We start from the raw sequence: 21546 nt of genomic DNA on the forward strand, positions 1-21546 counted from the left end.
GTATGGAACACTATCTGAGTCTGTTGATTAAATCGATCTTCATCGAAAACCTGGCACTCTCCTTCTTCCTGGGGATGTGTACCTTCCTGGCGGTGTCCAAGAAGGTAAAGACCTCCATGGGTCTGGGTATTGCCGTTATTGTGGTGCAGACCATCGCGGTTCCTGCCAACAACCTGATCTACAACTACGTGCTTAAAGATGGCGCTCTGGTATCCGGTCTGGATCTGAGCTTCCTGAGCTTCATCACCTTCATCGGTGTGATTGCAGCACTGGTACAGATCCTGGAGATGGCGCTGGACAAGTACTTCCCGGCACTCTACAACGCGCTGGGTATCTTCCTGCCGCTCATCACCGTGAACTGCGCTATCTTCGGTGGCGTCTCCTTCATGGTGCAGCGTGACTACAACTTCATGGAGTCTGTGGTCTACGGTGTGGGTTCAGGGGCAGGCTGGATGCTGGCGATCGTTGCGCTGGCTGGTATCCGCGAGAAGATGAAGTATTCCGATGTTCCGGAAGGCCTGCGCGGTCTGGGCATCACCTTCATCACCGCCGGTCTGATGGCGCTGGGCTTCATGTCCTTCTCTGGTATCTCCCTGTAATCGGCTTTCCTGCAATCAGAAAGGAACGATAGATGGAAATTATTTTGGGTGTGGTCATGTTTACCGTGATCCTGCTGGCACTGGTGGCAGTCATTCTGTTCGCCAAGTCCAAGCTGGTGACCGCGGGCGACGTGACAATCAGCATCAATGGTGACCCGGCCAAGGCTGTGACCAGCCCGGCCGGTGGCAAGCTGCTCGGCGTGCTGGCTGGCAGCGGTATCTTCGTCTCCTCCGCCTGTGGCGGCGGTGGCTCCTGCGGCCAGTGCAAGGTACGGGTGAAATCCGGTGGCGGCGACATTCTGCCGACCGAACTGGATCACATCAGCAAGGGCGAAGCCCGTCATGGCGAGCGTCTGGCCTGTCAGGTTACCGTTCGCTCCGACATGGATATCGAACTGCCGGAAGAGATCTTCGGGGTGAAGAAGTGGGAATGTACTGTTATCTCCAACGATAACAAGGCCACCTTCATCAAGGAGCTCAAGCTGCAGATCCCCGATGGCGAGAGCGTGCCATTCCGCGCCGGTGGTTATATCCAGATTGAGGCCCCGGCTCACCACGTGCACTACAAGAACTTCGATATTCCCGAGGAGTATCGCGGGGACTGGGATCGCTTCAAGATTTTTGAGCTGGAGTCCAAGGTCGATGAGCCGATCATCCGTGCCTACTCCATGGCCAACTATCCGGAAGAGTTCGGCATCATCATGCTGAACGTGCGTATCGCGACCCCGCCGCCCAGCAACTGGACTGCCCCTCCGGGACAGATGTCCTCCTACATCTTCAGCCTGAAGGCTGGCGACAAGGTGACTATCTCCGGTCCGTTCGGTGAGTTCTTCGCCAAAGACACCGATGCCGAAATGGTATTCATCGGCGGTGGTGCAGGTATGGCGCCGATGCGTTCCCATATCTTCGACCAGCTGCGTCGCCTGAAGTCCAAGCGCAAGATGAGCTTCTGGTACGGTGCCCGTTCCAAGCGCGAAATGTTCTATGTCGAAGACTTTGACATGCTCGCCGCCGAGAACGAGAACTTCACTTGGAACGTCGCCCTGTCTGATCCGCAACCGGAAGACAACTGGGACGGCTACACCGGCTTCATCCACAACGTGCTCTACGAGAACTATCTCAAGAACCACGAAGCACCGGAAGATTGCGAGTTCTACATGTGTGGACCTCCGGTGATGAACGCTGCCGTCATCAACATGCTCAAAGACTTGGGCGTTGAAGACGAAAACATCCTGTTGGATGACTTTGGTGGTTAATCCATGCACAGTGTTGTAAAAACCTGGCTAGCCTTCGGGCTAGCCTTTTTCTTGACTGGGTGCGGTCAGGAGACGGTCCAATCCAAACCGGAGATCCACATCACCGGCAGCACCATGGGCACTTACTACTCCATCAAGGTGGCGGACAGCGCCATCAGCGATCCGGCCAAGCTTCAAGCTGAGGTGGATGTCTTGCTGGAGCGGGTCAACGATCAGATGTCGACCTATCGCCCCGATTCCGAACTGTCGCGCTTCAACCAGAGCCGTGACAACAAACCGGTAGTGGTCTCCCGCGATACCGCACGGGTCGTCACAGAGGCTATTCACATTGGCCGTGAGAGCCAGGGGGCGCTGGACGTCACCGTTGGCCCCTTGGTCAATCTGTGGGGCTTTGGCCCGGACAAGAAGCCGACCAAGGTCCCTTCCGACGAGCTGATCACCCAGACTCGCCAGAAGACCGGTCTGGGCAACCTGCACGTCATCACCTCGGTGGATGCCGATACCCTGCAAAAAGACATTCCGGATCTTTACGTCGATCTCTCTGCCATCGCCAAGGGCTTTGGTGTGGACAAGGTAGCCGAGTATCTGGAATCACTGGGTGCGCGTAACTATTTGGTGGAGATTGGCGGCGAGCTGCGGATCAATGGCGTCAACGGCAAGGGTCACCCCTGGCGCGTGGCCATCGAGAAGCCCACCGCAGGCACCGGCACGGTGCAAGAGGTGATCGTGCCCGGTGACAACGGGGTGGCCACCTCCGGCGATTACCGCAACTACTATGAACTGGATGGTCAGCGCTTCTCCCACACCATAGATCCGCGCAGCGGCAAGCCGATCCAGCACCGTCTGGTGTCGGTCACCGTGATCCATCCCTCCTGCATGACCGCAGACGGGCTGGCCACCGTGTTTATGGTGATGGGGACCGAGAAGAGCCTGGCCTATGCCAACGAGCGCGGCCTGGCGATCTTCGTGATCACCAAGACGGACAACGGCTTTGAAGAGGCTTACTCCGATGCCTTCAAGCCCTATCTGGTCAAGAAGTAAGAGGTAGAGATGCAGATTTTTCTGATCACCTTCGGGGTATTCATGCTGGTGATAGCCGCCATGGCTATCGGTTACATCTTCCAGAAGAAGACCATCTCCGGCTCCTGTGGCGGTCTGGGTAGTGTCGGCATCGAGAAAGAGTGCGATTGCCCGGAACCCTGTGACAACCGCAAGAAGAAGATGGCCAAGGAAGAGGCCCGTCGCAAGATGCTGGAAGAGAACCGCATCATCTGATGACTCTGGTTTTTCGGTAAACAAAAGCGCGCCATCGGCGCGCTTTTTACTGGTCGTTATCTTGCGTTAACGGTCAGGGCTGACGTTCGATATAGAGGATCACCTCGCCAAGATGGATACCGAACTTGCTGATCTCGGCACGATTGATCAGACGTTCTTCGTCCAGCAGGTACATCCAGTCATCGAAGCTCACCCGCACTACCTCGCCATCCGGTAGCGCCAGATCAAGTTGATAACGCCAGTTGAGGGCGAACCCTTCGCTTTTACCCACCGCCTCTCCCACCACATCGGAAGCAGTACCGCGCCAGTGACCATCATCGCCCTTGCTCAGATACCAGGTACGGGTCTGCTGGCGGCCATCGTCAAAGTAGAACTGTTCGAACAGCTCTCCCTTGCCATCCTTCCAACGACCCACCATCTCGACCCGAAAGCGACTGGTCACTTCGCCGCTGCGGTCGGTTACCAAGCCGTGAGCCACTAATTTACCGTTGAAGAAACGGGCGAGATCCCAGTTTGGCCCCTGCCCCCGATAGTCATCGAGACTGGCACCACAGCCGCTCAACAGCAAAAAAGGGAGCAACAGCAACCAGCGGTATGCACGATAGAAAAACATTGGAAACTCCATGCTCAGGGTTGGCCACGCAGGCGGCGGGTAAGGGCGGGATCGCGGCTGTTGTCAGCCAGCCAAATGGCGAGAAAAGCGGCCGAGAATTGCGGATCGGCCAGAGTGCCGAGGGGTTTTTCCTGCCACCAGAAGTGGCCTGCCCCGCCCTTGTCGACATAGAAGGTGAGCTTGTCGCCTGCCTGCACATCGGGCCAGAGTGCAGCGAGCTGGCCGAGCCAGCGCTGACGTTCGGCGTCGGAGCCAAGACCGAGTCGCTGCCACTCGGCGGCAGTGGCGCTCAGCAGATCTTCCCGCTCGATGGATCTGGCATAGGTGAGGGTCAGGGCCTGCGGATAGTGACCGGGCTGATAGCGCCCGCTCGCACTGTAGAGGGTGGCATCGTAGAGCTTGAACCAGAGCCAGTTCATCTCCCCCTGCCCGACCGGGCGCAGCTGCTGCCAGTGGGCGGAAGAAGCCTGCACCGCGGTTGCAGCAAAGAGCGTAAACGCCAGCAGCAGCGGGTTAATTCCACCCCATATGCCAGTGGTTGGGGTCTTCCAGTTCATGCCAGTCCATCTCCTGTTCTTGCAAGGTGTTGATATCCTGCATCACCACCTGCACCAGCCGCCCCTGCGCATCCCGCTGGCAGGCAACCACCAGATAGAAGCGATCAGTCAGCTCATGCTGGCTCTCTTTGGTCCATTTGGAAAAAAGCAACGAATCGGTCGAAAAGGTGTTTGTCATGACTCACCCTCCAGCTTGACCATTACCCACAGGAGTACGGGTAACCACCACATCCAGATCACTGCCAGCAGTGCCGTGCTGATCCAGATGCCCCAGGGTAAGTGTACTGCCCCCATGGCGGCCCCCGCCACATAGGAGGAGGCACCGCCAAATACGCCAAACAGCGCCTGCTGCCAGCGAGGCAAGCGCAACAGCCAGCGCATACCGTGGGCCAGCGTCAGGGCAAAACCGAGCCAGAGCAGCACCAGCCAGAGGGGAAAACCGGACGGGAACCGGAACAGGCCGAGCTGCCAGAGCAGGACATCCAGCAGACAGCCAGCAACCGCGATGGGGAGCAGCCGCCAGTCACGCAGGCGGCTGGGTGAGAAGATAAAGTGCAGCAGCAACATTGCCAGCAGCGGGCCCGGCTGCTGCCACTTCACCGCCAGCAACCAGTAGAGGTTGAACCCCAGCAGGTGAGCCCATTGCCACATGGTCAGTGACCGCTTACTGGCACATCACCCGACCAGCCAGCAGGCCCCGGCTTGGCGGCCTCCAGCTGCACCAGACTGATGCTGCGCTCCCAGAATCCCCCCTCGCAATAGGCGAAGTAGAAGTGCCACAGCCGGATGAAATCCTGGCTGTAACCGAGCTTGGGCAGCTCGGGCGCCAGCGCCAGAAAGCGATCGCACCAGTGAGCCAGGGTGCGCGCATAATGATGGCCGTGATCGTGCAACCGTACCAGCTGCATGTCGGTCTCCCGCGCCAGCAAACCCGCCATCTGGGAGACACTCGGCAGGCAGCCACCGGGGAAGATGTAGCGCTGGATGAAATCAACCCCGCGCAGATACTGGGCATGGCGCTGATCGGCGATGGTGATGGCCTGGATGAGCAGGCGACCACCGGGTTTGAGCAGCCGTGACAACTGGCGGAAATAGTCTGGCAGGAAGGCGTGGCCCACCGCCTCGATCATCTCGATGGAGACCAGCTTGTCATAGGTGCCCTCCAGCTTGCGGTAATCCTCCAGCAGCAAGGTGATGCGATCCCCCAGCCCCTCCCGCGCAATCCACTCCTTGGCATAGTCATGCTGGGCCCGGGAGATAGTCGTGGTGGTCACCCGGCAGCCATAGTGGCGGGCGGCATAGACAGCAAGGCCACCCCAGCCGGTGCCGATCTCCAGCAGATGATCGTCAGGCCCTAACTCGAGCCGCTCGCAGATGGTGCGCAGCTTGGCCTGCTGCCCCTCTTCCAAAGTGGCCTCGGCGCTCGGATAGATGGCGCTCGAGTACTGCATATGGCTGTCGAGAAACCCCTGATAGAGGGTATTGCCGAGATCGTAGTGGGCGGCGATGTTGGAGCGCGAACCGGTTAGAGTATTGCGGTTGAGCCAGTGACGCACCTTGTTGAAGGGGAAACTGAGCCAGCCAAGGCGCCGCTCGAGGGAGTCGAGCAGGGCCAGATTGCGGGCCAGCAGCCGCACCAGCGCCACCGGGTCCGGGCTGGTCCAGAGCCCCTCCACCCAGGTTTCCCCAGCGGCAATGCTGCCCCCCAGCAACAGGCGACGATAGAAGGCAGGATCCTGCACCACCAGTTCGGCATGCAGATCGGTGCCCGCGACGCCAAAGCTGTGGCGCTCACCGCCATCCCGCAGCAGCAGCTGGCCATGTTCGAGGCGACCCAGCAGATTGAGCAGCATTTGTCTTGCCCCCTTGTCGATGAAAGAGGCAGAGAGGGTTGATTGAGCAAGTTCCATTAGCGGCTCTCCGGATGGGTAAATATCGGGGTTCGTTTGATAAATAGACGCAGGGCCTGCCAGTAGATCCCGAGCAGCACCTTCATGGTCATCCAGGGCCAGCGGGCCAGCAGGGCCACCAGCCCCTTGCGCGACAAGGGTTCGCGAGTGAGCGCCAGGGTTGCGTCAAACAGCTTGGCTTCACCGGATACGGGATGACTCTCGATGTGGATCAGGGTCTCCTGTGCGGGCGGCCTGATCCGCCAGTGATAACGCATCGCCAGCCCCATAAAGGGGGAGACGTGAAAATCCTTGTCATGGGGTGCCAGCGCCGCCAAATCCAGCAGGTAGTAGTGACGCTCGTTCCAGGGGGTGTTCGACACCTCTGCCAGCAGATAGCGCGCCTCGCCCTGCCGGTAGCAGAAGTAGAAGTTGACCGGGCTGAAGTAGAACCCCAGACAGCGCACATTGCCGAGAAGCAGTACCCGCCCCTCGGGCTCGGCATCGCCACCCAGCTCGCTCACCTTCTGCCACACAGCCTGCTTGAGGCTTCCCTCACTCCCCTTGAGATAGTCATGGCGGTGAAACGAGAGCAGCCCCGAGCGATCCACACCGAACCAGCGCCCCTGATCGAGCTGTGGCAGCTCGTCGAGATCCAGTCCCAGCATAAAGAGGCTGTAGGAGAAGGTGTGAGCCCGCGGGGCGAAACGGCGGTGGCGCACCGAGCCCTGCCAGATGGCGCTGGTGACGCCAGCCAGTTCGTCGGCACGCTCATGTTCGGTGGCCACGGTGGCGCCGTTCATAGCTCGGCCCCGAAGCGCCTGGCGACATCCAGCGCGCTGCGTACCCCATCCTCATGGAAGCCGTTGTACCAGTAGGCGCCACAGAAATGGGTGTGCTGCTGGCCGCAGATCTCCGCGCGCCGCTGCTGGGCGGCAATAGAGGCCTGATTGAACACCGGATGGTGATAGACGAAGCGGCGCAGCACCTTGCTCTCATCCACCTTGCCCTTGGGGTTGAGGCTGACGCAGAAGGGCTCCGGCGAGTTCACCCCCTGCAGGATGTTCATGTTGTAGCTCACCAGCGGCCGCGCCTCGTCATTGCCATCGAGCTGATAGTTCCAGCTGGCCCATGCCTTGCGGCGGGTGGGCAGGCAGCGAGCATCGGTATGGAGCCAGACATCGTTGGCCTGATAGGGCATGTCGCCGAGGATGGCCTGCTCCCGCTCGCCGGGATCCGCCAGCAGCGCCAGCGCCTGATCGCTGTGGCAGGCGAAGATCACCTCGTCAAACCGCTCCTCGCCGTAACTGCTCAGGATCACCACGCCGTCCGCGTCCCGCCGTACGCTCTGCACCGGGCAGGCGAGTCGGATCTGCGACTGCCAACCCGCGGTAAGGGGGCCGATATATTCCCGCGAGCCACCCGGGATCACGTACCACTGGGGGCGATTGGCCACATCAAGCAGGCCGTGGTTGGCAAAAAAGCGCAGGAAGAAGCCAAGGGGGAAGGCGCGCATATCGGCCAGGGTCGATGACCAGATTGCCGCCCCCATCGGCAAGATGTAGTGGCGGGCGAAGTAGTCGCTAAACTCCCCCGCCAGCAAAAAATCCCCCAGTGTCAGCTCGGGACCCGTCCCCTGATGTTGACCATCCGCCAGCCAGGCCCGTGCCTCCCGGTTGAACCGCAAAATCTCGGCGACAAAGCCGTAGAAGCGCGGACTCAGCAGATTGCTGCGCTGGGCAAACAGGGTATCCAGGTTGTGGCCGTTATACTCCAGCCCCTCCGGGCTCTTCACCGAGAAGCTCATCTCGGCCGGTTGGCGCGCCATGCCGATCCGCGCCAGCAACTTCAAGAAGTTGGGGTAGGTGCGATCGTTGAAGACGATAAAGCCGGTGTCGATGGCATAGCTGCAGCCAGCCTGATTCACATCGACGGTCGCAGTATGGCCGCCCAGAGTCGGCGCCGCCTCGAACAGGGTTATGTCATGGAGTTTGTGGAGCAGAAAACCGGCGGTGAGCCCCGAGATCCCTGAACCGACGATGGCGATCTTTTTCTTCATGAATGGCTTCCTTTCGATACGAGTGCGCGGCCAAGGCGCAGCCAGAGCCCCACCGGCAGCGCACCAAGCAGGCGCAGCAACCAGATGAAACGGCGGGGAAAGTGGATCTGGTGACGACCAGCGGTCAGCCCGTCCATGATGGCACGGGAGGCCTGCTCCACCGTCACCAGACAGGGCATGGGAAAATCATTTTTGGCGGTGAGCGGCGTCTGGACAAAGCCGGGGCGGATCAGGGTCACCCCGATCCCTTTGCTGGCCAAATCGAGGCGCAAGGTATCCGCCAGATAGTCGAGGGCCGCCTTGGAGGCGCCATAGGCCTCGGCTCGTGGCAGCGGCAGCCAGCTCACCGACGAGCTGACGATGGCCAGCCGTGACCCAGCCCCGAGCAACGGCAAGAAGGCGGCCAAAGCATGGCCGGTAGCGGTCAGATTGGTCTCAATCACCCGGGCAAACAGCTCGCTGTCAAACCCATCGCCGACATCCATGTACTCGCAGTTGCCTGCGTTGAGGATCAGCAGATCGAGGGATGGCAGCGTAGCAGCTACCCCGCTCATTGCGGCCAGCTCCCGGGCATCGAACTGCAGCGGCGTGACGCCATCCAGCCCCAGCGCCTGCAGCCGTTCGCCATCGCGGCCACAACCCCACACCTGCCAGCCTGAGCGCCGGTAATCCAGCGCCAACTGGCGACCGATGCCGGAGGTCGCCCCGGTGATCAGCACCCGGCCGCTCATGCGCCAAGCCTCATCTTGATGGTGCGCACCACGGGCCCGAGCAGCGGCAACTGCTCGTAGAGCATGGCGCCCAGGTCAAAATAGTCCCGGTGCTGGCACACCTTGCCCGCCTCGTCGAATTCGAGGCGGGTGGCCCCCTCCACCGTCACCGGCTCACCACCACGCAATCTTGGGTGAGAGAAAGTCATGGTCCAACCGAGCCAGGCCTGCGGCCCTTGCTGCTGCTGACTGGTGATGACGAAGCGACAGTAGGCGAGGCGCTGATAGAGGGCCGCAAAATAGTCGCCAAGGGCCACCAGCCCCTCGATGCGGTGAGCCGGGTCGGTAAAGACCACCTGTTCGGCATAGACCTCGGGCAAGCGGTGCAACTGCTGTTTGTCCAGTTGCTGATAGAGGCCAATAAAGCGGGCCAGCGGCTCGTTCATCCTATTTCTCCAGAGAGCGAAACATCTCGATGGCTCTCACCCGGGCTACGGCGTGATCCACCATGGGTGCCGGATAATCCTGTCGCCCCTTGAGTCGCAGCCAGTCGTGGGGCTGATGCACATAAGCGGCGGGAATATCGGCCAGTTCAGTTACCCAGTTACGGATAAACTCCCCTTGTGGATCAAATCGTTGCCCCTGAGTGGTGGGGTTGAATACCCGAAAATAGGGCGCCGCATCGGCGCCGGTACCCGCCGCCCACTGCCAGCCGCCGTTGTTGGCCGCCAGATCCCCGTCGATGAGCCGACTCATGAAGTAATCCTCCCCGAGCCGCCAGTGGATATGGAGATCCTTGGTGAGAAAACTCGCCACTATCATCCGCAGCCGGTTGTGCATCCAGCCGGTGGCGTTGAGGCAGCGCATCGCCGCATCGACAATGGGGTAGCCGGTACGTCCCTCGCACCAGGCGGCAAAGGCATCCGGGTCCCAGCTCCACGGCAAGGCTGCCGTCTCGGGTTTGAAGGGGCGATTCATGGAGAGGGTCGGGATCAGCACCAGCAGGTGGCGATAAAACTCGCGCCAGACCAGCTCATTGAGCCAGACAAAGCCGGGCTGGGCCTTGGACTGGGGCCGATAGCCAAGGCGCTGCTGGAGCGCCGCCACACACTGTCGCGGGCTGATGATGCCCGCCGCCAGATAGGGGGAGAGCACGGACGTGCCCGTGATGGCAGGAAAATCCCGGGTCTCGCCATAGTCGAGCACTGCCTGCTCCAGGAAAATGTTCAAACGACGCAGAGCTTCTGCCTCCCCCACCGGCCAGCGGGGATCAACCGTCAGCTCGCCGAGCGCTTCATCAACCCACGCCCGCTCAGCCAGCGGCTGCCACGGCAAGGGCTCACCACGGCGCGCAGGAGCGCGATGAATGACAAACCCCTCCTCGTCGAGGGCCTTGAGCCAGGCGCGACTGAAAGGGGTGAACACCTTGAACATCTCACCCGAGCCGGTCAGCACCCGCCCCGGCGGCAATACGCAACAGCCGTTGAGCCAGTGACAACTCACCGCCTGCTCTGCCAGCGCGGCGCTGACTGCGTGGTCGCGACGCTGCTCATCGATCTCGATAGCCTGATTGGCATAGAGCTGGGTCACCCCCAGCTCGCGGCAGAGGTCTGACAACGCAGCGGGCGCCTCGGCAAAGGTTTCCACTCGCAGCAGATGGAGCGGGATGCCGAGCGCCGCCAGCTCGCGGCCCAGCACATCGACCTGCGCCAACATAAAGCGCTGACGGATGGGGGCCATTTTGTGCTGCCGCCACTGGGTAGGAGAGATGATAAAGAGCGCGGCGACCGGTCCATCACCGGCGCAGGCATGCCGCAGCGCCGGGTTGTCGGCAAGGCGCAGATCGTTGCGAAACCAGACCAGCTTCATGATTTTTTCCTCCCGCGTCCGCTGGCACCAGCCGCAGCAGGTGCGTCCACCATCAGCTCGGCAAGGCTCGCCTGCCAGCCGTGGGCTTTAAGCCACTCATCATCGTAGAGACGCCCCAGCTCGCCAAACAGGCGCGTACCGGCGGGCCACCCGGCGGCCAGCTCCTGTTTGCCAAGACCAGCTCCCAGCAATACCAGCCAGGGGGTAACGGCACGCCCCTCCAGCAGGCTGACATGACGGGGCTCCACTGCCCCCAGCAGTTGCACCTCATAGCCCTGACCGATCAGCTCGTAGGCAGCCCAGACCAGATCGAGGGGGCCGACCTGTCCCCAGCTCGCCAGCGTGATCGGCACGCCCTTCTCCTGCTCGATCAGGTGGCGGGCGAAGCGGGTATGGAGCCAACCCAGCCACACCTGTTGCAGCAACTCGCCATCGGGCCGCTCGCGCCACAGCCCCAGCAGCCGCTCCACCAGCGGTTGCAGTACCCGGCTGCGCACCAGCTCGAACGGGTAGCTCGCCAGCAGGTCGTTGAGCTCGGCCTCCGCCTTGCGCTGGTTGAAGGCGAGCAACGCCTGACTGAACTGCTCCAGGGTCTGCTGCCAGTGATCGCTCACCGGCTGGGCGTGGGGTTCGCTCAAGAGCCCCTTCACCTGCCCGATACTCACTCCCCGCTCCAGCCAGCTCAGGATCTCGCCGATCTGGCGGATATCCTGCTCGCTGTAGAGGCGGTGGCCCTTTTCGGTGCGAGCCGGTTGCACCAGACCGTAGCGGCGCTGCCAGGCACGCAGGGTCACGGCGTTGACGCCGGTGAGACGGGAGACCTCGCGAATGGGGTAGATCCCCTCATCAGCGAGAGGAGCAACTTCTTGCGATAAATCAGACATGACAACGTCCATCAAACAGAGGGGTAAAGCCCCCCCGGCGCAAACCATGCGCCGGGGCAACAGAACGTATTCAGAGCCCGTAACGCAATTTCAGCGTATCGGGGTGTGGATTGAGATAAACCTGCTCGGCGAGATAGGGATTGGGGTACTCGCGCAGGTAGTGGCGGATCAGGGTGAGCGGCACCAACAAGGGGAAGATGCCGGTGCGGTACTTGTCGATGGTATCGGCAAGCTCCTGCTTCTGGGCCGGGGTCAGCACCCGCTTGAAGTAGCCCTGCAGGTGCATCAGCACATTGGTGTGGCTGCGACGGTTGGCCCGCAGGGTCAGCGCGGTCATCAATCCCTTGATGTAGTTGTCAGCCACCTCCTGCAAATTGGTGGACTTGCCCAGATTGCCGAGCAGCTTTCCGAGCGCCCGGTAGTGGGTGGTGGCATGGGAGAGCACCAGATACTTGTAGCGGGAGTGGAAGCGGATTAGCGCAGAGGCGGTAATACCGCGGGCGCAGAGTTGCTGCCAGTCATGGTAGGCGAAGACCCGCAGCACGAAGTTCTCGCGCAGGATGGGGTCGCACAGGCGGCCATCCTCTTCCACCGGCAACAGGGGGTTGGCCTCCATCAACGCCTTGGCAAAGAGGCCAATCCCCTCCTTGGCGCTCCCCTCGTTGTTGGCGCCATAGACCTTGACCCGCTCCATGCCACAGCTGGGTGATTTGGCACAGAGGATATAACCGGAGATAAAGTCGAGCTGACGTGCCTTCTGCTCGCTGAAGGCAATCAGCTTTTCGGTGACATCGAAGCTGCCGTTGCTCGCCTCGGCGCGGATCTCGCCGTTGCGCTTGACCAGCCGGATGGCGGCACGGGGCGCCCCCAGACCAATGGCCATCTCGGGACAGACGGGGTGATAGTCAAAGTGAGCGCCAAGATCCCGTTCACAGAAGCTGGAGCGCTTGTGGCCCCCATCGAAACGTACCTCTTGTCCCAGCAGGCAGGCACTGATACCGACTTTAATCTTGTACATGATGGCACTCCTTGTATAAGCATTGATTCAGTTATAGCAGTTATACAAAAAAATGAAAGTTGTATAACTATTTGCGACTAATACGACACAAGGAGAAAAAAGGGATCACCGGAAAAAGAAAAAACCCATGGCGAACGCCATGGGTAAAAATCAAGACACTACGGACTACGGGAAGGAAAATTAGAAGCTGTACTTCACACCTAGGCTGGAGATGGAACCTTTTTGCAGATCCCAGTTGCGATAGGTGTAATCGGCTGTCAGTGCCCAGTTCTGGTTGAGCTTGTAAGCACCGCCCACCTTGAAGTCGTGCATATCGTCGGTCATGTTGGCGTAGCGGTAGGCAGTGGAGAGCTCGACATTGCCGATGTCGTAGCGCAGACCCACTTCACCGTACATGCTACCGCTATCTTTGCGAGCAACAGCATCCCACCCTTTGTTAGCGATATCGCTGGCAAGTTCACGCTCCAGCATGTAGCCGGTCAAACCGGTTTCACCGTAGAGGTTCAGACCCGTGCTCAGCGGGGTAAATACACCGACACCAATGCTGGAGATCGACATGCTGTCGTTGCCGTTGCTGCGAGAGGTGTATTCAGTGCTGCCGCGACCATAGAAATTGGAGCCGAAGCTCTTGGAGAGATCCAGGCTCAGACCGCCAAAATCACGGGTTCCTTTGCTGTCATTGCTGAAGGTACCGTTGAGATAGTCGGATTTGGTGTGCGCCCAGGTGGCGGAACCCTTGGCGTAGCTAAAGGCATCCTGCGCCATGACGGAAGTAGAGGCAAACCCGGCCAGAACCAGAAGAGAGACAGTTGCTTTTTTCATGATGATAACTCCATGTGATTGGGCCCGTTGCTAGCGAGCAGGTATGGAGTCATTGTGCGATCAGGTTCCCGGCTTGCCGAGCTGCAAGCTGTTGCAGAACCATGTCAGATGTAAGCAGATATTGCAGGGGGTGTCAGCGGCAACAAGTTGCCGGCCCAAGCGGTTTGCATGGGCCGGAACAACGCCAAATCAGCGGAAGACCACCTCGTCAATTTCGACCCGCACTAGCGGCTGACCAGTCAATCCGGCAGGACGGGGGATCTCGAGGGCCAGTGACGGGCGGGCTTGCCCCTTGCGCAGATAGGTTTCCGGCAGACGATTCTCGGCAACCCAGAAGCGTGCCTCCTGACGGCTCAGCTGCACCCCGTCAGCACTGAACAGGGTCACCATGCCACGCACCCCGACTACATTGCGGGTACCGGTATTGCTCACCATAAAGGTCAGCACCAGCGGGTCAGATCCCTCGATCTTGTCCAGCTTGACCACCACACCGTCACGCGCCATCTGGGCAAGCAGGTCCGGATTGGCCTTGGCCTGATCGGTCAACACCGGGGCCGCGACGGCCACCACGGCCCCAGCCTTCCCATCGGCAGCCACGCCCTGCACAGGCTCGGCCGGTTTGACCACCAGATACTCCCAGGTGAAGTCGTCGTTGAGCTGAACCTGCCGGCCATCGGGCAGCGTCACCTGAGAAAGAGGGGCAGCCTGCGCCAATACGGGGGAGAGGCACAGGGCAATCAGCAGACGGGAGAAGGGTTTCATAGGGCGAAGCTCGGTAACGGGTGAAAGGGCGACAGTATAAACAGTCCCGTCGCCCCTTGCCTATGACAGCACTCACGTTCTGGCACCCGCATCGCTTGCCCGCAGGCTAGATGGCGAGATCGTGCCGCTCTTTCTGTGCCATATCCAGGGTCACCAGATCGAACTTGCTCCCCTTGAGGGCAGACAAAATATCCGATTGCATATCAAATGCCTGTGCACGCTGATGCTCGGGCAGACGCACCCGGGCCAGGGTGGTGGAGCAGTCGCACAGGGTATGGAAAAAGACCTGTGCCTCGTCCAGCCCCATGTCGGCCAGCATCTGCTCTGCCTGATCCACCATTCGCAGATAACGCTGCTCAAGCTGCCGTGGATTGGTGAAGCGATTGCTGAGGCAACCGTTGCTCCCCTTGCCCCAACGACCGAGCTGACGCTTGTTGAAGCCGTAACGATAATCGCGGCGCATCAATCCGTTGTCGGCAAAAAAACAGATTGAGTTGGCAGGCAGAGACCCGAACTGGGCAAGATAATCATCACGCTCCTCCACCGCTGCCGGAACCAGCAACGGCAGATGAGCCCATTCCGGACGAGTCTGCACATACTCACCAATGCGGCGAACCGGGTCGATCAGCCCTTCAATATTTGGCAGGCGATCGCAAAAGACGATCTCGTCACTCTTGATTACCCAGTGATCGATGCCATAACGCTGGCAATAACGGCGGGCTCGGGCCACTTCGCTGCGACTGCGGGTCGGATTATCGAGGGTAATTGCGTGGATTTTCACACCGGCAGCGCGGCACAGCTCGATGCTGTAGCAGGATTCCAACCGTCCCGAAAAAGAGACAACCAGCTCGTCAAAACTTGCCAGTCGCTCAATCAGCAGCTGTTCCCTGGCTTGAAAAGAGTGATCATATCCCTGATTCAGTACAACTACATTGGCACCCATTAAACAGCTCCGGATGATGAACAGGTGCAGTATTGTGCGGCAAACAAACTGAATAGACCCTTAAAGAGTCTGGTTAAAATTAAAACTTGATGATTATTTCCTGTGATTCTGCTGCTAAATCTTCATTTTGGGCGTCATAAATTCGTAATCTTGCTTGGTGAACCCGATGGGCTCGCAAGAAACCCTGCGCCTGATCCAGCGAGGTGAAAGTCAGGCGCCCTCCCTCACTGTCGGTCAGGCAGAGGCACTCCCCTTCTGCCTCAACACAGAGCTGATAACCGCTGCCATCCTTGCAGGCGATGATCAGGGTCGCCTCGGGATAGTGACTGAGCCAATTGCGAAACCGGCCATGCTCCATAGTGCTCCTACAGGGGCATCACCCCTTGCCGGTGGCGGGCAAACAGCCCAGCTCACCCAGTTGCTGGCGGCAACTTGCCGCGTCGGTAAAGACGATCCCCCTGATACCGAGGGCCTCGGCGGCTGCGATGTTGGCGGGACTGTCATCGATGAAGATACACTCTGCCGGTTTCAGATCGAACGACACCAGCAGATAGCGATAGATATCCGGCTCCGGCTTCATCATCCGCACCCGCGCCGACACCACCTTGCCGCTAAAGAAGCGCCAGAAATCCTGATGCTGCTCCAACCAGTCGATGCTGGCATGACCCATGTTGGAGAGGGCATACAGGGTGTGCCCCGCCCCGTGCAGCTCGGCTATCAGGGTTAGCATAGCGGGATCTGGCATCAGGGAGGCAGGAACTGCCTGTAAAATGGCCAGATTCTGTGCCGCAGAGAGGCCGGTGCGCGCTTGCGCTTCCCGGGCCATGGTGTGGAGCGACATGGTGCCTCTGTCTACCTCCAGCCAATCCGGGTGGTTAAAGAGCTGCTTGGCCAACTGTTCGGCCCCTTGCGGGCCACGCACGGAACGCACTATGCCTACCGGATCCCAGCTCACCACCACCCGTCCCAGATCGAAAATAATCGCCATCGTCTTTACCTCCCCCACTGGGTTTCAGTCATCAAAACAGAGTCAACAGAACATCGCTCATACGCCATTTTCTTAACCGGATAACCTGCCCCCATCCCCGCCTGCGGGCAAGTTTTACTTGCATCAGACCGACAAATCCCTTAATGGTTATGACGTTACCTCAAGGACACACCTATGCACGCACCATTCTTCTTTGCTTTCTCGTTTATCCGGCCCGCTTGAGGGAAGGCCTGTCGTCGTGTGAACAGAAAGCAAAGACGAATCGAGCCTCCCCTAGCGGAGGCTTTTTTTTGCATTAATATCAATCGATTACTTGGATAGGGAACAATCATGGCAACGCTCGACGAGATCAGACAAGACATCACCCGGTTGGATCAGGAGCTGCTTGCCCTGCTGGCGAAACGCAAGACCCTCAGCATCGAGGTCGCCCGTGCCAAGCAAGCCAACCCGCGCCCCATTCGTGACCACCAGCGGGAGCAGGAGCTGCTGGTCGCCCTGATCCAGAAAGGACGCGTGCTTGGGTTGGATGCCCAGTACATCACTCGCATCTATCACACCATCATCGAAGACTCTGTGCTCTCCCAGCAGGCCTATCTGCAGAGCCTGCTCAACCCGGAGCAGCAGGAGCCGATGACCAGCGTCGCCTATCTTGGGCCGCGCGGTTCCTATTCCAGCCTGGCCGCACGCAAATATCTGGCGCGCTACAAGGATCAGGTGATCGAAGTAAACTGCCAGAACTTCCGTGAAGTACTGGATGCGGTGGAGTCGGGTCGCGCCGCTTTCGGCGTGCTGCCCATCGAAAACACCAGCTCGGGCTCCATCAACGAAGTCTATGACGTGATGCAGCATACCAGCCTCTCCATCGTCGGCGAGCTAACCTACCCCATCGAGCACTGCATTCTCACCGCCGTGCCGACCGAGCTGAGTCGCATCAAAACCTTCTATGCCCACCCGCAGGTGTTCCAGCAGTGCTCCCACTATCTGAGCAAGCTGGAAGGGGCGCGTCACGAGATCTGCGACTCCTCCTCCAGTGCCATGATGAAGGTGAAAGAACTGGCCAGCCCGGAGGCCGCCGCCATCGGCAGCGCCGCCGGTGGCGAACTGTATGGTCTGGATGTGCTGGCCGAGCAGCTCGCCAACCAGAAAGAGAACTACAGCCGCTTTATCGTGGTGGCGCGCAAGCCCATCGACGTGGCACCGCAGATCCCGGCCAAGACCACCCTCATCATGTCCACCTCCCAGAAGCCGGGTTCGCTGGTCGAGGCGCTGCTGGTGCTGCGCAGCCACGAGATCAACATGACCAAACTGGAGTCCCGTCCGGTGCAGGGCAACCCGTGGGAAGAGATGTTCTACCTCGATGTCTCCGCCAACCTGCAGACCCCGGCGATGCAGGCCGCACTGGTGGAGCTGACCAAGATCACCCGCTATATCAAGGTGCTGGGCTGCTACCCGAGCGAGGATGTGAAACCTACCGCAGTGCCGCCGGTGCTGATGGGGAGCTAACCAGCCCACAACGACAAAAGGCGAGCACCCTGCTCGCCTTTTGTTTTGATGCCTGTTTTCAGGTCAGGCAATCAACTCAGAACTGACCCGCCATCAACTGATTGATGTTGTAGAGGGCACGGGTATCGAGCTCCATCTCGGTGGCATAGGTATTGCCGCGCGGATAAGAGGCAACCACCCGGGCACCACGCACCACACCAGCGACCGACACATCCAGCGAGTTGGAGGTCTGGGTCAAGTCGCGGTAGCTGCTCTGACCGCGCACCTGCTGACCATTGAGCTGCTCTGCCAGCTCGCGATAAGCATCCATCTTGGAAGCGCGAATGGCTTGCAGCATCTTCTCCGACTGGGAGGGGCCAGGCTGGATGTCGATCACCGCATAGCCCACCGCCTTGAGCACCGGAAAATCATCGGGCTTGCCACCCTGGGTGTAATCCACCACCCGGTTGTAGCTGCAACCGGTGAGCAAGAGTGCCAACAGGCAACCAAACAGGATCTTCATGACTCGCTCCTCACGGGGTCAGGTTGACCAGATGACCGCCCGGCCGGGCCTGACTGTCACGCATCAGATAACCGCGATTGATCGATGCCCGACCAAACGAGTTGTTGGCACCGAACAGATATTTTTGCGGGATCAGGCTCTGGGCCGTGGTCTCCACCATCTTGGTGCGCATGTCGATAACGCGGGCATTGACCAGAATTCCCTTGCTGTTGCGGCTGAAGGTGCCGACCAGAATGCGGGAGATCGGCAAACGGGAGGAGAGCTCCTTATAGTTGCGGCTCAGCACGAAGTCCCCCTGCGGCGTCACCTTGATGCTACCGGTCAGCTTGAAGTCCACCACCACCACGCCGCGGCGGTTGAGCTCGTAGATAAAGCTCTCCTCAATCTGCTGCCCCATCCAGTTGGTATCCTGCAGGGTATCGAGATCGACGAAAGAGGCCACCGCGATGGGTTCGGTCAGAGTGGTCAGCGATTTGCGCTCCATCAGCTGATCGGTCATGCGCGCCACCAGCCAGTTGAGCTCCATCCCCTGCGCCGCCTGGCGGGGGTCACCCTGATCCCGATTGATAGGGTCGGAGCCACACCCGGTCAATGCCAGGGCAAGCGCCAACGCCGTGATGAGTTTGTTCATGGATACCTTTCCTGTATCTGCACCTGACTTATTATCGGACGCGCCGGACAAAGCTTGAGCCGGGAATGAGGCATGATTCTTGCTTTTTAATGGTCATCGTCAGCGCCAACGTGCGCTGCCACTTGGAACGTGTTGTGATCCATGTCGGCCAGCAGGCGCCATTTCCTCAACATGGCTCGGCTGCCCGCCAACTCAAGGTATCTGCTATGAAATTACCGCTGCTGTTGACCCTGCTGCTGGCCAGCCTGAGCGCCCGCGCCGAGCTTATCGAAGCGCAGGGCAGCGCCGCCATTCTGGGGGGCGATGAGGTCTATGCCCGCGAGCAGGCGACCCGCGACGCCCTGCGTCAGGCGCTGCTGGCCAGCGGCGCGGCCGTTTCCAGCGTCCAGCGTCTGGAAAATGGCAGCCTGCGATCCGAGCAGATCCAGATCCGCTCCGGCGGCGACATTCGCCAGTACCGGCTCAAGCGGGAAGAGGTGCGCAACGGCCGCATGTATATCACCTTAGTGGCCGACATTCAGGCCGAGCGCCAGATCTGCCAGACCCAGCACTTCGCCAAGGATTTGACACTGGTCAGGCTGCGGATGCGCTATCCGGACCAAGCCAGCTACGGCGCCATGGACGACATGCCGGAAAACCTCTCGCGCCGACTGTTCGAGACCCTCGCCAATGCGCCGCAAGGGGTCGCAGTGCGCCAGTGGCTGGATGAAAACCTGCGCATCGATCCGCTCCATCTGCAACAGGGGGATCGCAGCGCTCTGGAAGAGATCAAGGCGCTCAGCCTGCGTACCGACAGCCAGTATCTGGTGCTCGGCAGCATCGACGATCTTTCCATCGAGCCGCAAGGCAACCAGCTGACCAGCTGGTATGAGGATCCGGTGCGCAACTTTCGCATGCAGCTCTACCTGTTCGACGGCATCAACGGCAGTCTGATCAACCGCAAAGTTTACGAAGGACGTGCCACCTGGACCTTTGGCAAGCGGGAGCAGGTGGGCAGCAGCAGCGGCCAGTTCTGGCAGTCAAGCTATGGCCAGGAGGTCAACTACCAGTTGCAGCAGGCGGCTCAGGATCTGGTAGCCCAGCTCACCTGCGCCCCGGTCACCGCCCGGGTGGTCGGCCAGAACGAACGCGGCCCCTACATCAATCTGGGACGGCGCAACGGCGTCAAACTTGGCGACCAGTTCCGCATCCAGCACAACGCCGACTTCATCGACCCCTATGGCAAGTCGCGCATGATGCGCAACCCGGCCGATGGTCTGTTCGAGGTGGTGCAGGTATTCGACGATGGCGCCATCATCAGCAGCCAGAACAAATATTCGCCATTCAACATCCAGAACGGGGATTTGGCAGTATTGGAATAAGAATCAAGGGTTTAAAAGGGAGTTGCTTCTTGTATAATGCCCGCCACACAGCTCCCGTAGCTCAGCAGGATAGAGCGGTCCCCTCCTAAGGGACAGGCCACTGGTTCGACTCCAGTCGGGAGCGCCATACAAAACAAGGGGTTAGCATCATCATGGTGCTAACCCCTTGGTCGTTTTTGGCCTGGGGTACCACACGGGGTACCACAGCGCGCATTCCATAGCTAGAAATTAGAGAAGCGAATAAGTCTCATTTGAATTGATTTCAGATATATATTATCTCCATGAACCTACCCAAGGGACTGCTCTGTGCAGTCCCTTTTTCATTGGAGATCTCTAATGGCTCACCTGATCGACACCATGGCCTACACTGGCCAAACCCCTTGGCATGGCCTTGGTAATGTCTTGCCCCCGCAACAATCCCTCGACATCTGGCTACAGGCAGCCGGGATGGATTGGACTATCGAGCAGAGCGACGTGATGTTTAACATCGCCTCCGATGCGCTGCATATTCGCCCCTACAGCGACAGCAAGGTACTTTACCGCTCCGATACCCTCGCCCCCCTGTCGGTGGTCTCAAGCCGCTACAACGTGGTACAGCCTCACGAGGTACTGCACTTCTATCAAGACCTAGTGGAGGCCGGTGGATTTGAGCTGGAGACCGCAGGCTCGCTTAAAGGCGGCCGCAAACTGTGGGCACTGGCTAAGACAGGCCAAGATCTAAAACTCAAAGGCAATGACTTGGTAAAGTCCTATCTGCTGCTGGCGACCAGTTGTGACGGCACGCTCTGCACTACGGCGCAATTTACGTCTCTGCGGGTGGTCTGCAACAACACCCTGCAGATGGCACTGCGCGGCGCTACCGGCGCCATCAAGGTGCCCCACTCCACCCAGTTCGATGCGGCTGCCGCCAAAGAGTCGCTCGGACTGGGGCTCTCCCATTGGGATGAGTTCAAGGCACAGACTAAGGAATTGGCACAACGGCCCGTGTCCCCCGAAGAGGCGCTACGCTTTTTCAGCGACTTGCTGGCGCAACCGCTGGATGAGAAGAACATTATCCTCACCAAGCCGGTACAACGGCTGCATGAGCTCTATCAGGGTGCGGGTATGGGTTCAGAGCTTGCCAGTTCCCGCAATACCGCCTGGGGGCTGGTCAATGCAGTCACCGAATACGTGGATCACCACCGCCGCGCTCGCAGCCAGGATCACCGGCTCGATTCCGCTTGGTTCGGTCAGGGCGCCCAACTCAAGTCCCAAGCCCTGAATCAGGCACTCACTCTGCTGCAGTAATTCCGCTTCCCCATTCAA

At 59.7% G+C, this 21546-nt stretch carries 26 protein-coding genes, 1 tRNA gene and 1 other annotated feature; of the genes, 8 read left to right on the top strand and 19 right to left on the bottom strand.

Annotated features, from left to right (window positions below):
* The first annotated feature begins 2 nt into the window (after positions 1-2).
* Genes nqrE through nqrM form a run of 4 tightly spaced genes read left to right on the top strand, consistent with a single transcriptional unit; the run spans position 3 to position 3130 of the window.
* Positions 3-599, top strand: a complete 597-nt coding sequence (nqrE, locus tag ACTG27_RS11465; RefSeq protein WP_005338645.1) for an NADH:ubiquinone reductase (Na(+)-transporting) subunit E — start codon at positions 3-5, stop codon at positions 597-599.
* A 32-nt stretch (positions 600-631) separates the two neighbouring features.
* Complete coding sequence (gene nqrF / locus ACTG27_RS11470; RefSeq protein WP_005338656.1) at positions 632-1855, top strand: NADH:ubiquinone reductase (Na(+)-transporting) subunit F; 1224 nt, start codon at positions 632-634, stop codon at positions 1853-1855.
* 3 nt (positions 1856-1858) lie between these two features.
* Positions 1859-2896 (top strand): FAD:protein FMN transferase ApbE, encoded by a 1038-nt coding sequence (locus ACTG27_RS11475; protein WP_005338666.1) that lies wholly within the window; start codon positions 1859-1861, stop codon positions 2894-2896.
* A 9-nt stretch (positions 2897-2905) separates the two neighbouring features.
* Positions 2906-3130 (top strand): (Na+)-NQR maturation NqrM, encoded by a 225-nt coding sequence (gene nqrM, locus ACTG27_RS11480; protein WP_005338668.1) that lies wholly within the window; start codon positions 2906-2908, stop codon positions 3128-3130.
* A 73-nt stretch (positions 3131-3203) separates the two neighbouring features.
* Here the strand turns inward: nqrM and ACTG27_RS11485 are convergent, their stop codons facing one another.
* From ACTG27_RS11485 to ACTG27_RS11565, 17 genes are all read right to left on the bottom strand, one after another.
* The gene (locus ACTG27_RS11485) at positions 3204-3743 is read right to left on the bottom strand and encodes a DUF3833 domain-containing protein (protein WP_047435477.1); all 540 of its coding nucleotides are present in this window, start codon (positions 3741-3743) and stop codon (positions 3204-3206) included.
* Between the two features lie 14 nt (positions 3744-3757).
* Entirely contained in the window at positions 3758-4300 is a 543-nt protein-coding gene (locus tag ACTG27_RS11490) for a chalcone isomerase family protein (RefSeq protein ID WP_439979692.1), read from the bottom strand.
* Positions 4257-4478, bottom strand: coding sequence for a TIGR02450 family Trp-rich protein (locus ACTG27_RS11495; protein WP_019445887.1), 222 nt, complete (start codon positions 4476-4478; stop codon positions 4257-4259). Before ACTG27_RS11495 ends, ACTG27_RS11490 begins: the two co-directional genes overlap by 44 nt.
* On the bottom strand, positions 4475-4951 hold the full coding sequence (locus ACTG27_RS11500; RefSeq protein WP_368150460.1) for a DUF2878 domain-containing protein: 477 nt from the start codon (positions 4949-4951) through the stop codon (positions 4475-4477). The genes ACTG27_RS11495 and ACTG27_RS11500 overlap by 4 nt, the downstream gene beginning before the upstream one ends.
* A gap of 2 nt (positions 4952-4953) precedes the next feature.
* Positions 4954-6210 (bottom strand): class I SAM-dependent methyltransferase, encoded by a 1257-nt coding sequence (locus ACTG27_RS11505; RefSeq protein WP_439979693.1) that lies wholly within the window; start codon positions 6208-6210, stop codon positions 4954-4956.
* The gene (locus ACTG27_RS11510; protein ID WP_439979694.1) at positions 6210-6992 is read right to left on the bottom strand and encodes a DUF1365 domain-containing protein; all 783 of its coding nucleotides are present in this window, start codon (positions 6990-6992) and stop codon (positions 6210-6212) included. The genes ACTG27_RS11505 and ACTG27_RS11510 overlap by 1 nt, the downstream gene beginning before the upstream one ends.
* Positions 6989-8248: an NAD(P)/FAD-dependent oxidoreductase gene (locus tag ACTG27_RS11515; protein ID WP_439979695.1), complete on the bottom strand. Its 1260-nt coding sequence runs from the start codon at positions 8246-8248 to the stop codon at positions 6989-6991. The genes ACTG27_RS11510 and ACTG27_RS11515 overlap by 4 nt, the downstream gene beginning before the upstream one ends.
* Positions 8245-8979 carry an SDR family NAD(P)-dependent oxidoreductase gene (locus tag ACTG27_RS11520; protein WP_439979696.1) on the bottom strand — a complete coding sequence of 245 codons (735 nt, stop codon included), beginning with the start codon at positions 8977-8979 and terminating at the stop codon, positions 8245-8247. Before ACTG27_RS11520 ends, ACTG27_RS11515 begins: the two co-directional genes overlap by 4 nt.
* The gene (locus tag ACTG27_RS11525; protein WP_128836347.1) at positions 8976-9404 is read right to left on the bottom strand and encodes a nuclear transport factor 2 family protein; all 429 of its coding nucleotides are present in this window, start codon (positions 9402-9404) and stop codon (positions 8976-8978) included. Before ACTG27_RS11525 ends, ACTG27_RS11520 begins: the two co-directional genes overlap by 4 nt.
* 1 nt (position 9405) lies before the next feature.
* Positions 9406-10827 carry a deoxyribodipyrimidine photo-lyase gene (gene phrB, locus ACTG27_RS11530; protein ID WP_439979697.1) on the bottom strand — a complete coding sequence of 474 codons (1422 nt, stop codon included), beginning with the start codon at positions 10825-10827 and terminating at the stop codon, positions 9406-9408.
* Positions 10824-11711: a MerR family transcriptional regulator gene (locus ACTG27_RS11535; protein ID WP_439979698.1), complete on the bottom strand. Its 888-nt coding sequence runs from the start codon at positions 11709-11711 to the stop codon at positions 10824-10826. The genes phrB and ACTG27_RS11535 overlap by 4 nt, the downstream gene beginning before the upstream one ends.
* Before the next feature lie 70 nt (positions 11712-11781).
* On the bottom strand, positions 11782-12729 hold the full coding sequence (locus ACTG27_RS11540) for a YbgA family protein (protein WP_005343644.1): 948 nt from the start codon (positions 12727-12729) through the stop codon (positions 11782-11784).
* A gap of 180 nt (positions 12730-12909) precedes the next feature.
* A complete protein-coding gene (locus ACTG27_RS11545) occupies positions 12910-13551 on the bottom strand; it encodes an outer membrane beta-barrel protein (RefSeq protein ID WP_139433737.1) in 642 nt (213 codons plus the stop codon).
* A 189-nt stretch (positions 13552-13740) separates the two neighbouring features.
* Positions 13741-14313, bottom strand: coding sequence for a DUF3157 family protein (locus ACTG27_RS11550; RefSeq protein ID WP_115521405.1), 573 nt, complete (start codon positions 14311-14313; stop codon positions 13741-13743).
* Between the two features lie 106 nt (positions 14314-14419).
* Entirely contained in the window at positions 14420-15256 is an 837-nt protein-coding gene (locus ACTG27_RS11555; protein WP_439979699.1) for a hypothetical protein, read from the bottom strand.
* 79 nt (positions 15257-15335) lie between these two features.
* Entirely contained in the window at positions 15336-15614 is a 279-nt protein-coding gene (locus ACTG27_RS11560) for a DUF6482 family protein (protein ID WP_005338699.1), read from the bottom strand.
* 18 nt (positions 15615-15632) lie between these two features.
* Entirely contained in the window at positions 15633-16244 is a 612-nt protein-coding gene (locus ACTG27_RS11565; RefSeq protein ID WP_257687106.1) for an HAD family hydrolase, read from the bottom strand.
* Between the two features lie 170 nt (positions 16245-16414).
* Positions 16415-16536, top strand: a sequence feature (Phe leader region).
* 38 nt (positions 16537-16574) lie between these two features.
* On the opposite strand from ACTG27_RS11565, the gene pheA reads away from it, so the two are divergent.
* A complete protein-coding gene (gene pheA, locus ACTG27_RS11570) occupies positions 16575-17747 on the top strand; it encodes a prephenate dehydratase (protein WP_005343631.1) in 1173 nt (390 codons plus the stop codon).
* 76 nt (positions 17748-17823) lie between these two features.
* On the opposite strand, the gene ACTG27_RS11575 is transcribed toward pheA, so the two are convergent.
* Positions 17824-18249, bottom strand: a complete 426-nt coding sequence (locus ACTG27_RS11575; protein ID WP_005349622.1) for an LPP20 family lipoprotein — start codon at positions 18247-18249, stop codon at positions 17824-17826.
* A 10-nt stretch (positions 18250-18259) separates the two neighbouring features.
* Complete coding sequence (locus ACTG27_RS11580; protein ID WP_439979700.1) at positions 18260-18880, bottom strand: FlgO family outer membrane protein; 621 nt, start codon at positions 18878-18880, stop codon at positions 18260-18262.
* 206 nt (positions 18881-19086) lie between these two features.
* Here ACTG27_RS11580 and ACTG27_RS11585 point away from each other — a divergent pair, with 206 nt between their 5' ends.
* From ACTG27_RS11585 to ACTG27_RS11595, 3 genes are all read left to right on the top strand, one after another.
* Positions 19087-20241: a flagellar assembly protein FlgT gene (locus tag ACTG27_RS11585; protein WP_103251879.1), complete on the top strand. Its 1155-nt coding sequence runs from the start codon at positions 19087-19089 to the stop codon at positions 20239-20241.
* Positions 20242-20291: 50 nt separating this feature from the next.
* Positions 20292-20368, top strand: a tRNA-Arg gene (locus ACTG27_RS11590).
* A gap of 209 nt (positions 20369-20577) precedes the next feature.
* Positions 20578-21528: a DUF932 domain-containing protein gene (locus tag ACTG27_RS11595; RefSeq protein ID WP_439979701.1), complete on the top strand. Its 951-nt coding sequence runs from the start codon at positions 20578-20580 to the stop codon at positions 21526-21528.
* Positions 21529-21546: the final 18 nt, after the last annotated feature.

Source organism: Aeromonas sp. 97A (genome assembly GCF_051919185.1).
Lineage (GTDB): Bacteria > Pseudomonadota > Gammaproteobacteria > Enterobacterales > Aeromonadaceae > Aeromonas > Aeromonas veronii.